Raw genomic sequence first — 15,086 nt, forward strand, 5'->3', positions numbered from 1 at the left:
AAAAACCGCGCAAATTGAAAACGACTATGTTTTTTATTTTGTGCGGTTTTGTTTTTCAAACCGCGCGGCGGGCTACAGCACTCAAACTACTGTCAACAGTAAAAAAATACATTTTTAGCAAAAAATATTGAGTTAAGGGCTTTACTTTTCTGTATGGCTTGCCAGTAAAGGCTTGAGGTTAGTTATCCACTAAATTTGTGGATAAGTATGTTGATGAGATCTGGGTAAAGAAAATTGATATGCAACTAAGTTTTTATTTAATGAATTTTTAGTCAGAGTTATGCGTAAAATAAGCAAATAAAACAGAGATTTATCGATGTTAATCAAAAGGCATTCAAAGTGGATAAAAATCAATCTTTTGGGGATAAGAAAGTTTTAAGCTAATTTTTGGGGAAAAGTTGTGGAAACTATAATGTGAAGAATGTGTGTAGCTCTTCAACTAGGGCGAAGTACTATATCAGAGTCACTTTTGTATGGCTATAGCATTCTAGACAAACAAGAAAATTTATTAACAATGATGGTTAAATTCTCGATAGACGTAGATTTCATTAGCTAAGGTGTATATATATACAGCCAAAGCGCAGTAAAATTGAGGAAGGGTATGAGTAAAGTCTATGAATTGGTCTCCGATTATCAGCCGTCGGGCGATCAACCAGGAGCGATCAATCAGTTGCTTGAGGGGCTCGATGCTGGGCTAGCACATCAAACCTTGTTGGGGGTCACAGGCTCAGGTAAAACCTTCACACTAGCGAATGTGATTGCTCAAGCCCAACGACCTGCAATATTACTTGCGCCAAACAAAACGCTTGCTGCTCAGTTATATGGTGAGATGAAGTCATTCTTTCCTAATAATGCGGTTGAGTATTTTGTTTCTTACTACGATTACTACCAACCTGAAGCGTACGTTCCGACCACGGATACCTTTATAGAGAAAGACGCTTCAGTTAACGCGCATATAGAACAAATGCGTTTGTCTGCTACAAAAGCACTACTAGAACGTAAAGATGCCATTATTGTTGCATCGGTATCGGCTATCTATGGCTTGGGTGATCCTGAATCGTATCTACAAATGATGCTGCACCTACGTCGCGGTGATGTGATTGATCAGCGTGATATGCTTCGTCGCCTAGCGGAGCTCCAATACTCGCGCAATGATGTTGCTTTTGAGCGAGGGCAGTTCCGTGTCCGTGGCGAGGTGATTGATATATTCCCTGCTGAATCAGACCAAGACGCTGTGCGCGTTGAGATGTTTGACGATGAGGTGGATTGCATCAGTGTGTTCGATCCATTGACAGGCGTGGTGAAACAACGAGACTTGCCGCGCTATACCATCTATCCCAAGACGCACTATGTCACGCCAAGAGATCGCATTCTTGAAGCGATTGAAAATATTAAAGTCGAACTAGAAGTGCGCAAAAAGCAGCTTCTAGATAACAACAAGCTACTGGAAGAGCAGCGAATTAGCCAGCGCACTCAATTCGATATCGAAATGATGAATGAGTTGGGCTTTTGCTCCGGTATCGAAAACTATTCTCGTTATCTCAGTGGACGCTCGGAAGGTGAGCCGCCACCAACCCTGTTTGACTACTTACCTCATGATGGCTTGTTGATCATCGATGAATCTCACGTGACAGTACCGCAGATAGGTGCCATGTATAAAGGCGACCGTTCGCGTAAAGAAACGCTGGTGGAGTTTGGTTTCCGGTTACCTTCAGCTTTGGATAATCGTCCACTGAAGTTTGAGGAGTTTGAAGCACTAGCGCCACAAACGATTTTCGTCTCTGCTACTCCTGGAAATTACGAACTAGAAAAATCGGCGGGTGATGTAGCGGATCAAGTCGTTCGTCCTACAGGCTTGCTTGACCCTGAGTTGGAAGTTCGCCCAGTAGCGACCCAAGTCGACGACCTATTGTCTGAGATCCGTATTCGCGCAGCTAAAGATGAACGAGTTCTGGTTACAACACTGACCAAACGAATGGCTGAAGATCTCACCGAATACCTTCACGAACATGATGTTAAGGTACGTTATTTACACTCAGACATTGATACTGTTGAGCGTGTGGAAATTATCCGTGACCTTCGTCTTGGGGAATTTCACGTGCTGGTGGGAATAAACTTATTGAGAGAGGGCCTGGATATGCCAGAGGTCTCGTTAGTTGCAATTTTGGATGCGGATAAAGAGGGCTTCTTGCGGTCTGAACGCTCACTCATTCAGACCATTGGTCGTGCTGCACGAAACATCGAAGGTAAGGCGATTTTATACGCTGACCGAATCACCAACTCAATGAAAAAGGCGATGGATGAAACTAACCGTCGTCGCGAGAAGCAGGAAGCGTACAACGAAGAAATGGGTATTTCGCCACAAGCGCTCAAACGAAATATCAAAGACATCATGGAACTTGGCGATATCACTAAGTCTAAACGCCAGCGTAACACTAAACAGGTACCATTATCGAAAGTGGCGGAGCCTTCGCAAACTTACGAGGCACTGTCCCCTCAGCAGCTAGAAAAAGAAATCAGTCGACTGGAGGCAGCGATGTATCAGCATGCGCAAGATTTAGAGTTTGAGTTAGCGGCACAAAAGCGTGACGAGATTGAAAAACTACGAGCGCAGTTCATCGCAAATAGTTGAACAAACTTACCGATTTAACTATCCAAGCATTTTAGGTCGCTTGTAAAAAAAAGAAGCCAATAGGCAGTCGGGTCTATTGGCTTGTTTTGTGAACATATCGTTCACTAACAACGTCAGTTGGCTAGGTGACCCGAGGGGTCACTATCGTTACAGCATGGTTTGTGCCACTTTTTAAATAATTGATATTATTTTTGAATTTTTTCCTTTGCCCATAATTTAGATAATGTTATTTGCAAAATGCAAAGCGTAATGCGATTATTGTTTAAAACACAACAAAATAATAGCTAGGTTATGCAACAAAAACCCGAAGGCCCAAAGTCTCGTTACCTTTTAATGGTCGAGGACACCGCATCTGTTGCGGCTCTGTACCGCTCATACCTGACACCGCTTGGCATAGATATCAATATTGTCGGCACAGGTAGGGATGCCATTGAGAGCCTAAATCATCGAATTCCAGATCTTATTTTACTCGATCTCCGTCTGCCAGATATGACGGGGATGGACGTTTTACATGCCGTTAAAAAGAGTCATCCCGACGTACCTATAATTTTTATGACCGCTCACGGTTCTATCGATACCGCTGTCGAGGCCATGCGTCATGGCTCACAAGACTTTCTAATTAAACCGTGTGAAGCAGACCGTTTACGTGTCACGGTTAACAATGCCATTCGTAAAGCGACCAAGCTAAAAAATGAAGCCGATAATCCAGGCAATCAGAGCTATCAGGGGTTTATCGGCAGTAGCCAAACCATGCAGCAGGTTTACCGTACGATAGATTCAGCGGCGAGCAGTAAAGCGAGTATTTTTATCACAGGTGAAAGTGGTACTGGTAAAGAGGTATGTGCCGAGGCTATTCACGCAGCAAGTAAACGTGGTGACAAACCTTTTATTGCAATTAACTGTGCTGCAATTCCAAAAGATTTGATTGAGAGTGAACTGTTTGGTCACGTAAAAGGGGCCTTTACTGGCGCTGCGAATGATCGTCAAGGGGCAGCTGAGTTAGCGGATGGCGGCACACTTTTTCTAGATGAGCTTTGTGAGATGGACTTGGATTTACAAACCAAGTTGCTACGATTTATTCAAACGGGCACATTCCAAAAAGTGGGTTCCTCAAAAATGAAGAGCGTGGATGTGCGCTTTGTTTGTGCCACTAACCGTGATCCCTGGAAAGAGGTACAAGAAGGTCGATTCCGTGAAGATTTGTACTATCGTTTGTATGTCATTCCTTTGCATTTACCGCCTTTACGCGAACGAGGCGAAGATGTTATTGAAATTGCATACTCACTGCTAGGTTACATGTCACACGAAGAAGGAAAAAGCTTCATACGTTTTGCGCCTGATGTCATCGAGCGATTCAACAGCTATGAGTGGCCGGGTAACGTTCGTCAGTTACAAAACGTGCTACGCAATATCGTTGTTCTAAACAACGGTAAAGAGATTACGTTGGACATGTTACCGCCACCGTTGAATCAACCGCTTGACCGTCCGTCGTCTGTGGCTAAATTAATTGAGCCGAAAGCGATGACCGCATCTGAGATTATGCCATTATGGATGACGGAAAAAATGGCAATCGAGCAAGCGATTGAAGCATGTGATGGCAATATTCCTCGAGCGGCGGGATACCTTGATGTCAGTCCGTCGACGATTTACCGCAAGTTACAGGCATGGAACGGCAAGGAAGAGCGGCAAAAAGTATGAGTGTAAATGTATTAAATCAGCAAAAAATAGATGAACTGTCGATGGAAATTGGCAGTGACAACGTACCTGTACTGTTCGATATCTTCCTAGGAGAAATGGATACCTATATCGAGAACTTATCCCAACTGCAGGGGGCAGAGCGATTAGCTTACTCAAAAGAAATCAGCCACGCGTTGAAAAGTAGTGCTGCGAGCTTTGGGGCAGATCGCCTTTGTGAACTGGCGATGTCCATAGACAAAAAAGCGAAAGCCGGTGAGTTGACTGCGGAGTCTGAGGAGTTAGAGGTTATGTTCGATCTTTTGCACGAAACTCGAGATGCTTATCGCTCTTGGCGACAGTAACTATTTATTCCTATTAACCATTTTTTCTTAGTAAACATCTGTTCTTACTGGATGCCTGAACTAAAACCCTTCGATGACAGAAGGGTTTTCATTATCAATAAACACCTTAAAAGAGGGCGCTAGCCAGGTAACGTGCTCTTAAATAGAAAGTTGTAGCTGATTTTCAATCGCTAGTTTGAGCTTGTTTCTATCGTGACGCCAGTCTCGGTTAGAGGAGGCGAGTGACTCCGTCACTACATTCCATTGACTTAAGACGTCTTGCTCGGTTTTCTCTGCTAGAACCACGTCTATTTTTCTTCCTTGACAGGCACGTTCACACCATTCTAATTTTTGAGCCATCGTCATTCGTCCCGCTGGGCCGTATTCTGGACTCAGGTTAGCAACAAAAATGACTTTTGCTTTTGTGTTTGCTGCAATCGCTTTGCCGAGTTCAGGCAGCAATAAAGGAGGCATGATACTAGTTAAAAAACTGCCAGGGCCAAGAATAATCGCGTCCGCTTCCGCCAAAGCTGTGATGGCTTCTTTGGTAGCAGGCACTTCTGGTGAAAGATCCAAACGTCGCAAGTCTGCTTTCATTTCGTCGACATTTGTTTCTCCCGTAACCCACTTCCCATCTACGGATAACGCGGAAAGATCCGAAGGGTGTTCGGACATAGGAAGGATGTTAACGTCGACTTTTAACATATTGCGAATCAGATTAATGGCATCTAAAGGTCTGACCGATAAGTTATCGAGTGCAGTAAGCATCAAATTACCAAGATTATGACCATCAAGTTCGCCAGTGCCTTTGAAGCGATATTCAAACATCATAGAACTGATCGAAGGCTCTGTAATGAGCTGATTAATACAGTTACGTGTGTCTCCCCAAGCGATTCCTCCTTGGCAGTGACGAATTCTTCCTGTTGAACCACCATTGTCAGTCGTGGCAACAATCCCAGTTGCATTGCTGCCAAAATCTCGTAATGCGGCCAGCATTCGACCTAAGCCATGACCACCGCCAACAGCGACCACTTTTTTATCTGTGTAGATATTCATTATGTTCTTCTAATAATCTAATAAAAAACGGCTACAATTTATCTTAAGGAGTGTCTTAAAGGTACTCACTTAGCGGTAAATTGTGTCTCTAGAGAGTTTTTTATCACTCAAGTCTGGATTCCATTACAAATATTAAGTATTTTACACCGCAAAGCTATCAGAGATTTCATATCTCTGGTTGCCATAACTCCGAGCTCACTATTGCTAAGTCCTTGGATAAGCGTTTTGAGCCAGTGGCATACTGTCACAAGGGCATGATTGGAAATGGCCATGCCTCCCGTGTTTGGAAAGGTGTTCCGTGGCGCAACAATTCGAAGACAAATTTCATCGTAAGTTTTATTACTTGCGTCTGTCTGTGACCGACGTATGTAATTTCAAATGTACCTATTGCCTTCCTGATGGCTATAAGCCTTCGGGCAATAAAAACTCGTCTTTTTTATCTCTCCCTGAAATCAAACGGGTCGTAAAAGCATTCGCTGATTGTGGCACGTCAAAAGTGCGCATCACTGGTGGTGAGCCTAGCTTACGCAAAGATTTTACCGACATTATCCATTCAGTAGCGGCGACGCCTGGCATTCAAAAAGTTGCAACGACAACCAATGGCTATCGCATGGCAAAACAAGTCGCAGATTGGCGTGAAGCGGGTTTAACCCACATTAATGTCAGTGTGGATAGCCTTGACCCGCGTATGTTTCATCAAATCACAGGTGAAAATAAGTTTACTGAAGTCATGAATGGTATCGAACGTGCGTTCGAGGTCGGTTATGAGCAAGTAAAAGTTAATGTGGTGTTGATGAAAGATCTGAACCATCACGAGCTGCCAGCGTTTCTTAACTGGATAAAAGATCGTCCAATCCAACTGCGTTTCATTGAGTTGATGCAAACGGGTGAGATGGATGAGCTATTTAATAAGCACCATGTATCCGGAGTGGCAATTCGTAACCAGCTAATTGCAAATGGTTGGTTGCTGAAAGTGCGCTCGCATAATGATGGTCCTGCGCAAGTATTTGTTCATCCTGATTACAAGGGTGAAATAGGTCTTATCATGCCTTATGAAAAAGACTTTTGTGAAAGCTGCAACCGACTGCGCGTTTCTGCGATGGGTAAGCTGCACCTATGTCTGTTTGGAGACCATGGTGTAGAATTGCGTGATCTTTTGGAACGTGATGAGCAAGAGAGTGAGCTTATTGAACGTATCCAGGCGCAGTTACAAACCAAGTCGGTAAGCCATTTCTTGCATGATGGCAATACTGGTATGACGCCACACCTCGCGTCTATCGGCGGCTAACTTCATTCAACTTTTAGAGCGAGCTTAGTGATAAGCTGGCTCTAACTTTTTCCGAATCGATACCAAGCGTATCAAAGCTAATTAAGAGAATAGGTGAACAAATGGGTCACGCTGAAAGCAAATTCCAACCTGCAAATATTGCCGTTCTAACGGTATCTGACACTCGTACTGAAGAAAACGATACCTCTGGTCGTTACCTAGCTGAGCATGCTCAAGAAGCGGGTCACAACGTAGTAGACAAGCAAATTGTTATTGATGACATGTACAAGATCCGCGCGATTGTTTCTCAATGGATTGCTGATGAAAGCGTACAAGCGATCATGATTACTGGCGGTACAGGTTTCACCTCACGTGATAGCACGCCAGAAGCACTTAAGCCTCTATTTGATAAAGAAGTTGAAGGTTTTGGTGAGTTGTTCCGTATGGTGTCGTACGAAGAGATCGGTACGTCTACCATTCAGTCTCGTGCGATTGCAGGTTTTGCTAACCACACCGTGATCTTCGCAATGCCAGGTTCAACGGGTGCGTGTCGTACAGGCTGGACAAAAATTATTAAACAGCAGTTGGATGCAAGTCATCGCCCTTGTAACTTCATGCCACACCTATCTGTATAACCTTTCCTAAAAGCGAAGGAAAAACAATGACCCAATTTACACATATCAATGCTTCTGGCGAAGCAAACATGGTTGACGTGTCAGCAAAAACGGAGACGGTTCGTGAAGCTCGTGCTGAAGCATTTGTTCACATGGCCCCAGAAACACTTCAACTGATTGTCTCTGGCCAGCACCACAAAGGTGATGTATTTGCGACGGCTCGTATTGCTGGTATTCAAGCTGCGAAGAAAACCTGGGATTTGATTCCACTTTGTCATCCGCTACTACTCTCTAAAGTTGAAGTTCAACTGGAAGCTATCGAAGCAGAAAACAAAGTTCGCATCGAATCAGTATGTAAACTTGCGGGTAAAACTGGTGTGGAAATGGAAGCGCTCACGGCAGCTTCCGTTGCTGCTCTAACGATTTACGATATGTGTAAAGCAGTACAAAAAGACATGGTCATTGGTCAAGTTCGTCTACTAGAGAAAACGGGTGGTAAATCTGGTCACTTTAAGGTGGAATCATGATTAAAGTACTTTTCTTTGCTCAAACTCGCGAGCTGATTGGCATCGACAGTGTCGAGTTAGACGGGCCGTTTGAAACGGTTGAATCAATTCGTGCACATCTAGTGGAAGAAGGCACTAAGAAAGATGGCAAGTGGGATTTAGCGCTCGAGCCAGGAAAGCTACTTGCTGCAGTGAACCAATCCATCGTCCCTCTGGATACACAAGTAAAAGCAGGTGACGAAGTTGCGTTTTTCCCGCCGGTAACTGGGGGTTAAGATGGATTCTCGTGTTTCTGTACAAATTGAAGACTTTTCGGTTGAGCAAGAATATCAACGTCTATCTGAAGGGACGGCTGCCGGTGCTGTCGTTACATTCGTTGGTAAAGTTCGAGATATGAACCTTGGGGATAATGTCATTGGTTTACATCTAGAGCACTATCCGGGGATGACAGAGAAGAGCTTGAGCGACATTTGTGATCAAGCTGAGTCTCGCTGGCCACTATTAGGTGTACGCGTGATTCATCGCGTCGGAGACATGGATAGCGGTGATCAAATTGTATTTGTGGGCGTTTCCAGTGCGCACCGCGGCGCGGCATTTGATGCGTGCGAGTTCATCATGGATTATCTGAAAACCCAAGCTCCATTTTGGAAAAAAGAGCGTACGACGAATGAAGATCGTTGGGTTGAGTCGCGCGACACCGATCATCAAGCTGCACAGCGTTGGGAAAAATAGAACTAACCCGCATTCTAGTGAAAAAAGCTAAGTGCTAATGGTACTTAGCTTTTTTTGTATTTATCTTCATTGTATTGCTCACTTTGTTTCAATATTTCCTATCTTTTGTCTGGTGATATTCTTCACAATAAAAGTTTTTTGCCCAATATATAAACAATTATTTGTTAGACTTGATTTGTCATAAATGTTAAATGATGTGTAAATATCTAGCATAAGATGCTAGTAAATGGTTTAAACTCAGATTAATCGAAAGTTTCGCCTGTTAAATGTCGCTTCTGGTCTTTATTTGGCTGGTGAATGCTTTGGGGTTAGAGTTTACTGCTAGATATGTGTGGTTTAGTCAGCATTATTGGTTTTTTTGCTACATTTTTATGGCAAATTACTTCAATGATTGCTAATGTGTGCCGCAGTCTTTGTAAGGTTTTAGACTTTTGTGCTCAGAAAGTGCACTAAAAAAATCTAAAACTCTGACCGTTCCAGGCCCTTACAAAGAAGTCATGGATGCTAACGAAAAAATTTGGAGTTTTACGCATGTATAAGAATAAAATCACGCGCGCTTTATTTATTGGTGCTGGTCTTTCTCTCGCTCTAGCTGGTTGTGGTGAAAAGCCTGCGGAGAAACAAGCTGCTGAGCCTGCTCCGGCTCCAGCCCCTGAAGCTAAATCTGATTCTAAAGAGCCAAAACTTGCTGCTGTTCAAGAATTGGTGCGTGGTAACGGTACAGAAGTTGCGACAATAGACCCTCATAAATCTCAAGGTGTTCCAGAATCCCACGTGATTCGCGATCTTCTTGAAGGCCTTGTAAACCAAGATGCGGACGGTAACACTATCCCTGGTGTTGCAGAATCTTGGGAAACTGAAGACAACAAAACATACACTTTCCACTTACGTGAAGACGCAAAATGGTCAAACGGTGATCCTGTCACTGCAGGTGATTTCGTTTACAGCTTCCAACGCGCAGTCGATCCAGCAACCGCCTCTCCATATGCTTGGTACATGGAATACACCAAGATGAAGAACGCAAAAGACATTGTTGCGGGTAAAAAAGATAAGAGCGAGTTAGGTGTTAAAGCGGTTGACGATCACACGTTAGTGGTTGAGTTAGATACTGCAGTACCATATTTTGTAATGATGATGGGCCACACGACAGTGAAACCTGTTCATCAAGCAACTGTTGAAAAGTTCGGCGATCAATGGACGAAGCCAGAGAACTTTGTAGGTAACGGTGCTTATGTTGTTGACAACTGGGTTGTAAACGAGCGTTTGGTTCTAAAACGTAACGAACAGTACTGGGACAACGAAAACACGACGCTTGACCAAGTTACTTTCCTACCAATCGAGAACCAAGTAGCGGAAATGAACCGCTTCCTAGCGGGTGAAATCGACTTCACGAACGAGCTGCCTACAGAGCACTTCAAGCGTCTGAAGAAAGAGCACCCACAAGAAGTGTCTGTAACCGGTAACTTATGTACTTACTACTACATCTTCAATACGAAGAAAAAGCCGTTTGATGATGTTCGTGTGCGTAAAGCGATTTCTTATGCGATTGACCGTAACATTGTGACCGATGCGATTTTAGGTCAAGGTCAAAAGCCAGCTTACTTCCTAACACCTGAAATTACGGCAGGTTTCAACCCAGAAATTCCTGCATACGGCAAAATGACGCAAGAAGAGCGTAACGCAGAAGCTGCGCGTCTATTGGAAGAAGCGGGTTACGGCGCAGACAACCCTCTTGAATTTAACCTTCTATACAATACATCAGAGAACCACAAGAAACTTGCGGTTGCACTGGGTTCAATGTGGAAGAAGACACTTGGTCTAGACGTTACGCTAGAAAACCAAGAGTGGAAAACTTACCTATCTACCAAAGATTCTGGCAACTTTGAGGTTGCTCGTGCAGGTTGGTGTGGCGACTACAACGAAGCTTCATCTTTCCTAACGCTGATGATGAGTAATAACACTACTGGTGGTATTCACTACGACAGCAAAGAGTACGATGCGATCATGAACAAAGCATTTGCTTCAACTTCTGACGAAGAGCGCCAAGCACTTTACCTAGAAGCAGAGAAGTTGATGGCAAAAGATATGCCAATCGCACCTATCTACCAGTACGTGAAATCACGTCTACTATCACCGAAAGTTGGTGGCTTCCCAGTAAATAACGCGGAAGACAAGATTTACTCTAAAGATCTCTACATCACAGAGTAATTCGTAACTCGATAGAACTATAAAAATGAGGCCCTACATGTGAGAAATTGCATGTAGCGCCTATCTTTAGTCCAAAAGAATTGGACGACTTCTTTAATTTAACTGTCACAGACTGAAAGAGTGAGTTTATGCTTAAATTCATCGCAAAAAGGATATTTGAGGCGATCCCAACAATGTTGGTTTTGATCACCGTATCTTTCTTTCTTATGCGCTTTGCACCGGGAAACCCTTTCTCGACAGAGCGTCCATTGCCACCCGAAGTAATGGCAAACATCGAAGCTAAATATGGCTTGGATAAACCTGTATTTGAACAATACACCACGTATTTGACCAATGTTATCCAAGGTGATTTCGGACCGTCATTTAAATACCTTGATTACTCAGTAAACGAGCTGATCGCGGTTGCCTTACCTGTTTCGGCTAAAGTGGGCTTCATCGCCTTTATCTTTACTTTGATAATGGGGGTTACCGTCGGTACCATTGCTGCGCTCAAGCAAAATACTTGGATTGATTACACCATTATGTCGACTGCGATGCTTGGTGTCGTAATGCCATCCTTTGTATTAGCGCCTGCGCTTATCTACATATTCTCGCTTCATTGGAATATCTTCCCTGCGGGCGGTTGGCAAGATGGTAGCTGGCAGTATTTAGTGCTTCCTGTTATTGGTATGTCGCTACTGTATGTTGCTACCTTTGCTCGTATCACGCGTGGTTCGATGATCGAAACCCTAAACAGTAACTTTATTCGTACGGCACGTGCTAAAGGTCTAAGTTACCGTTATATCATTATCAAACACGCTCTTAAGCCGGCACTTCTCCCTGTTGTTTCTTACATGGGCCCAGCTTTCGTAGGTATCATCACCGGTTCCGTTGTTATCGAAACCATTTTTGGTCTGCCTGGTATTGGTAAACTATTCGTTAACGCTGCGTTTAACCGTGACTACTCGCTAGTAATGGGGGTAACCATTCTGATTGGTTTCCTATTCATTCTATTCAACGCGATTGTAGATATTTTACTTGCAATGATTGACCCGAAAATTCGCTACTAACAGGGACGTTTGGTTATGTTAACGAAAAAAGAAAACCTAGAAGCGATTGAGAAATTCTCCGAAAACTTGGAGATTGAAGGTCGCAGTCTTTGGCAAGATGCTCGTATCCGTTTCATGCGCAACAAAGCGGCGATGGTGAGCTTATTCCTTCTTGTTCTAATGACCTTGGCGGTTATTATCCTGCCAATGATCGCACCGTACACATTTGATGATACTGACTGGTACGCGATGCACGTTGCACCGAATGCTGACCATTGGTTTGGTACTGACAGCTTAGGCCGTGATTTATACGTGCGTACGCTAATTGGAGGTCGTATTTCGTTGATGGTAGGTGTTATGGGTGCATTTGTAGCGGTACTGATTGGTACGCTCTACGGCGCAGCATCTGGTTTCATCGGCGGTAAAGTTGACCGCGTAATGATGCGTATTCTAGAAATTTTATACGCGGTACCGTTTATGTTCCTGGTGATTGTACTGGTAACATTCTTCGGTCGTAACATCATGCTGATCTTCGTTGCGATTGGTGCTATCGCATGGCTAGATATGGCGCGTATCGTACGTGGTCAGACTCTTAGTCTACGTAGCAAGGAGTTTATCGAAGCGGCACATGTGTGTGGTGTAAGCAACTGGAAAATCATTACTCGTCATATCGTACCGAACGTACTGGGTATTGTAGCGGTATACTCTACGCTGCTTATCCCAAGTATGATTCTAACGGAATCATTCCTATCATTCCTTGGTCTTGGTGTTCAGGAACCAATGACAAGTTGGGGCGCTCTTCTACAAGAAGGTGCACAGACAATGGAAGTAGCAATCTGGCAGCTGGCATTCCCAGCAGTGTTCATGGTTGTGACGCTATTCTGCTTCAACTACGTTGGTGACGGCCTGCGCGATGCGCTGGATCCAAAAGACAGATAATTAAAAGATAAGATTAAGGAAGCAATGATGAGCTTATTAGATGTCAAAGATCTGCGCGTCGAATTCACCACGCAAGATGGTATCGTAACCGCAGTAAACGATTTGAACTTCTCTCTCAACCAAGGCGAAACCTTAGGTATCGTTGGAGAGTCGGGATCAGGTAAATCTCAAACCGTATTCGCAATCATGGGCCTTTTGGCTAAGAACGGTATTATTTCTGGTAGCGCAAAGTTTGAAGGCAAAGAAATCCTAAACTTACCAGAAAAAGAACTGAACAAAGTGCGTGCGGAACAGATCGCAATGATCTTCCAAGACCCAATGACATCACTGAACCCTTACATGAAAGTGAGTGATCAGTTGATGGAAGTGCTTATGCTGCACAAAGGCATGGGCAAAGCGGAAGCATTTGAAGAATCAGTACGCATGCTGGAAGCGGTAAAAATCCCTGAAGCGCGTAAGCGTATCACGATGTACCCGCATGAGTTTTCAGGCGGTATGCGTCAGCGTGTAATGATCGCGATGGCGTTGTTATGTCGTCCTAAACTGCTTATTGCCGATGAGCCAACAACAGCACTTGATGTGACGGTACAAGCACAGATCATGGACTTGTTGAATGAGCTGAAATCTGAGTTCAACACAGCGATCATCATGATCACGCACGACCTTGGTGTGGTTGCAGGTTCGTGTGACAAGGTGCTGGTGATGTATGCAGGCCGTACTATGGAGTACGGTAACGTAAACGAAATTTTCTACAATCCAAGCCATCCTTATGCGGAGGGGCTGCTGAAGGCGATTCCTCGCCTCGATACTGAGGGTGAAATTCTGCCGACCATTCCTGGTAATCCACCAAACTTGCTTCGTCTACCGCCGGGCTGCCCTTATCAAGAGCGCTGTCACCGTGTGATGGATCGTTGTAAGCGCGAGGCGCCAATTCTGACACCATTTGGTGATGGTCGTCAGCGTGCATGTTTTTCTGAATGGGAGGCTTGGAACAAATGAACGCAGTAGACAAAAAACTAATTCTGGACATTTCTGAGCTGAAAGTTCACTTCAGCATTGCCTCAAAGTCGGCATGGCCGTGGTCAAAGCCTTCGAGCCTGAAAGCGGTAGATGGCGTGAACGTTCGACTATACGAAGGGGAAACGCTTGGTGTAGTAGGTGAATCAGGTTGTGGTAAATCGACGTTTGCTCGTGCCATCATTGGTCTGGTTGAAGCTACTGACGGCCAAGTAGTTTGGTTGGGTCAAGACCTTACTAAAATGAAAAGCGTTCAGCGCCGTGAGACGCGTAAAGAAATTCAGATGATTTTCCAAGACCCATTGGCATCGCTGAATCCGCGTATGACTGTTGGTGATATCATCGCTGAACCTCTTGAGACATTCTATCCAGAACTGTCTAAGCAGGAAGTGAAAGATCGCGTTAAAGAGATGATGGCGAAAGTTGGCCTATTACCTAACGTGATTAACCGTTACCCACACGAGTTCTCGGGTGGTCAGTGTCAGCGTATCGGGATAGCGCGTGCGCTTATCCTTAAGCCTAAGATGATCATTTGTGACGAGCCAGTATCGGCGCTTGATGTATCTATTCAAGCTCAGGTTGTTAACCTGCTTAAAGAGATTCAAAAAGAGTTAGGGCTTTCTCTGGTATTCATTGCGCATGACTTGTCTGTCGTTAAACACATTTCAGATCGCGTTTTAGTTATGTATTTAGGTAATGCCGTGGAACTTGGCGAGGCCGAGGCTCTGTTTGCTGATCCTAAGCACCCATATACGCGTGCGCTGATGTCTGCGGTTCCGATCCCGGACCCGGATATTGAGCGCAATAAGAAAATCCAAATGCTAGAGGGTGATCTTCCTTCACCTATCAACCCACCGTCGGGTTGTGTATTCCGCACTCGTTGCCCACAAGCAACCGAAGAGTGTGCGAAGACGAAGCCAACCATTTTAGGTAATGACGTTCACGCGGTATCTTGTTTACACGTTAGTGTATAAATTCAGCCTGTGACGGGCTTAAGCGCGACACCTTCATCGGGTCGCGCTTTTTTTATGTGTCTGATTTATACATTCGAATTTCTTGAACATGATGT

At 44.3% G+C, this 15,086-nt stretch carries 14 protein-coding genes and 1 riboswitch; of the genes, 13 read left to right on the plus strand and 1 reads right to left on the minus strand.

Translation table 11 applies throughout. The features are described from left to right. Positions 1-601 precede the first annotated feature (601 nt). The 3 genes from uvrB to luxU all read left to right on the plus strand — a co-directional run bounded on the left by uvrB (position 602) and on the right by luxU (position 4,671). Positions 602-2,632 (plus strand): excinuclease ABC subunit UvrB, encoded by a 2,031-nt coding sequence (uvrB, locus tag R8O11_RS01595; protein ID WP_318193866.1) that lies wholly within the window; start codon positions 602-604, stop codon positions 2,630-2,632. Positions 2,633-2,923: 291 nt separating this feature from the next. Continuing rightward, positions 2,924-4,330, plus strand: a complete 1,407-nt coding sequence (luxO, locus tag R8O11_RS01600; RefSeq protein WP_005380768.1) for a quorum-sensing sigma-54 dependent transcriptional regulator LuxO — start codon at positions 2,924-2,926, stop codon at positions 4,328-4,330. Then, the gene (gene luxU / locus R8O11_RS01605) at positions 4,327-4,671 is read left to right on the plus strand and encodes a quorum-sensing phosphorelay protein LuxU (protein ID WP_054576229.1); all 345 of its coding nucleotides are present in this window, start codon (positions 4,327-4,329) and stop codon (positions 4,669-4,671) included. The genes luxO and luxU overlap by 4 nt, the downstream gene beginning before the upstream one ends. A gap of 138 nt (positions 4,672-4,809) precedes the next feature. On the opposite strand, the gene R8O11_RS01610 is transcribed toward luxU, so the two are convergent. Then, positions 4,810-5,706 carry a YvcK family protein gene (locus R8O11_RS01610; protein WP_005388931.1) on the minus strand — a complete coding sequence of 299 codons (897 nt, stop codon included), beginning with the start codon at positions 5,704-5,706 and terminating at the stop codon, positions 4,810-4,812. A gap of 175 nt (positions 5,707-5,881) precedes the next feature. Then, positions 5,882-6,016: riboswitch (molybdenum cofactor riboswitch) on the plus strand. On the opposite strand from R8O11_RS01610, the gene moaA reads away from it, so the two are divergent. The 10 genes from moaA to oppF all read left to right on the plus strand — a co-directional run bounded on the left by moaA (position 6,005) and on the right by oppF (position 14,991). After that, positions 6,005-6,994 carry a GTP 3',8-cyclase MoaA gene (gene moaA, locus R8O11_RS01615; RefSeq protein WP_017636052.1) on the plus strand — a complete coding sequence of 330 codons (990 nt, stop codon included), beginning with the start codon at positions 6,005-6,007 and terminating at the stop codon, positions 6,992-6,994. Its footprint overlaps the riboswitch before it by 12 nt. Before the next feature lie 101 nt (positions 6,995-7,095). Beyond that, positions 7,096-7,608 carry a molybdenum cofactor biosynthesis protein B gene (moaB, locus tag R8O11_RS01620; RefSeq protein ID WP_005388935.1) on the plus strand — a complete coding sequence of 171 codons (513 nt, stop codon included), beginning with the start codon at positions 7,096-7,098 and terminating at the stop codon, positions 7,606-7,608. Between the two features lie 26 nt (positions 7,609-7,634). Beyond that, entirely contained in the window at positions 7,635-8,114 is a 480-nt protein-coding gene (moaC, locus tag R8O11_RS01625; protein WP_005380779.1) for a cyclic pyranopterin monophosphate synthase MoaC, read from the plus strand. Beyond that, positions 8,111-8,368 (plus strand): molybdopterin synthase sulfur carrier subunit, encoded by a 258-nt coding sequence (moaD, locus tag R8O11_RS01630; RefSeq protein WP_005388938.1) that lies wholly within the window; start codon positions 8,111-8,113, stop codon positions 8,366-8,368. The genes moaC and moaD overlap by 4 nt, the downstream gene beginning before the upstream one ends. Before the next feature lies 1 nt (position 8,369). After that, complete coding sequence (gene moaE, locus R8O11_RS01635) at positions 8,370-8,825, plus strand: molybdopterin synthase catalytic subunit MoaE (RefSeq protein WP_017821374.1); 456 nt, start codon at positions 8,370-8,372, stop codon at positions 8,823-8,825. Positions 8,826-9,356: 531 nt separating this feature from the next. After that, on the plus strand, positions 9,357-11,033 hold the full coding sequence (locus R8O11_RS01640; protein WP_017633862.1) for an ABC transporter substrate-binding protein: 1,677 nt from the start codon (positions 9,357-9,359) through the stop codon (positions 11,031-11,033). Between the two features lie 128 nt (positions 11,034-11,161). Further along, positions 11,162-12,082: an oligopeptide ABC transporter permease OppB gene (gene oppB, locus R8O11_RS01645; RefSeq protein WP_005380786.1), complete on the plus strand. Its 921-nt coding sequence runs from the start codon at positions 11,162-11,164 to the stop codon at positions 12,080-12,082. A 15-nt stretch (positions 12,083-12,097) separates the two neighbouring features. Continuing rightward, complete coding sequence (gene oppC, locus R8O11_RS01650; protein ID WP_017633861.1) at positions 12,098-13,000, plus strand: oligopeptide ABC transporter permease OppC; 903 nt, start codon at positions 12,098-12,100, stop codon at positions 12,998-13,000. Between the two features lie 27 nt (positions 13,001-13,027). Beyond that, positions 13,028-13,999 carry an ABC transporter ATP-binding protein gene (locus R8O11_RS01655; RefSeq protein ID WP_005380792.1) on the plus strand — a complete coding sequence of 324 codons (972 nt, stop codon included), beginning with the start codon at positions 13,028-13,030 and terminating at the stop codon, positions 13,997-13,999. Then, positions 13,978-14,991, plus strand: a complete 1,014-nt coding sequence (gene oppF / locus R8O11_RS01660) for a murein tripeptide/oligopeptide ABC transporter ATP binding protein OppF (RefSeq protein ID WP_005387265.1) — start codon at positions 13,978-13,980, stop codon at positions 14,989-14,991. The genes R8O11_RS01655 and oppF overlap by 22 nt, the downstream gene beginning before the upstream one ends. Positions 14,992-15,086: the final 95 nt, after the last annotated feature.

The organism is Vibrio sp. 1288, assembly GCF_033344475.1.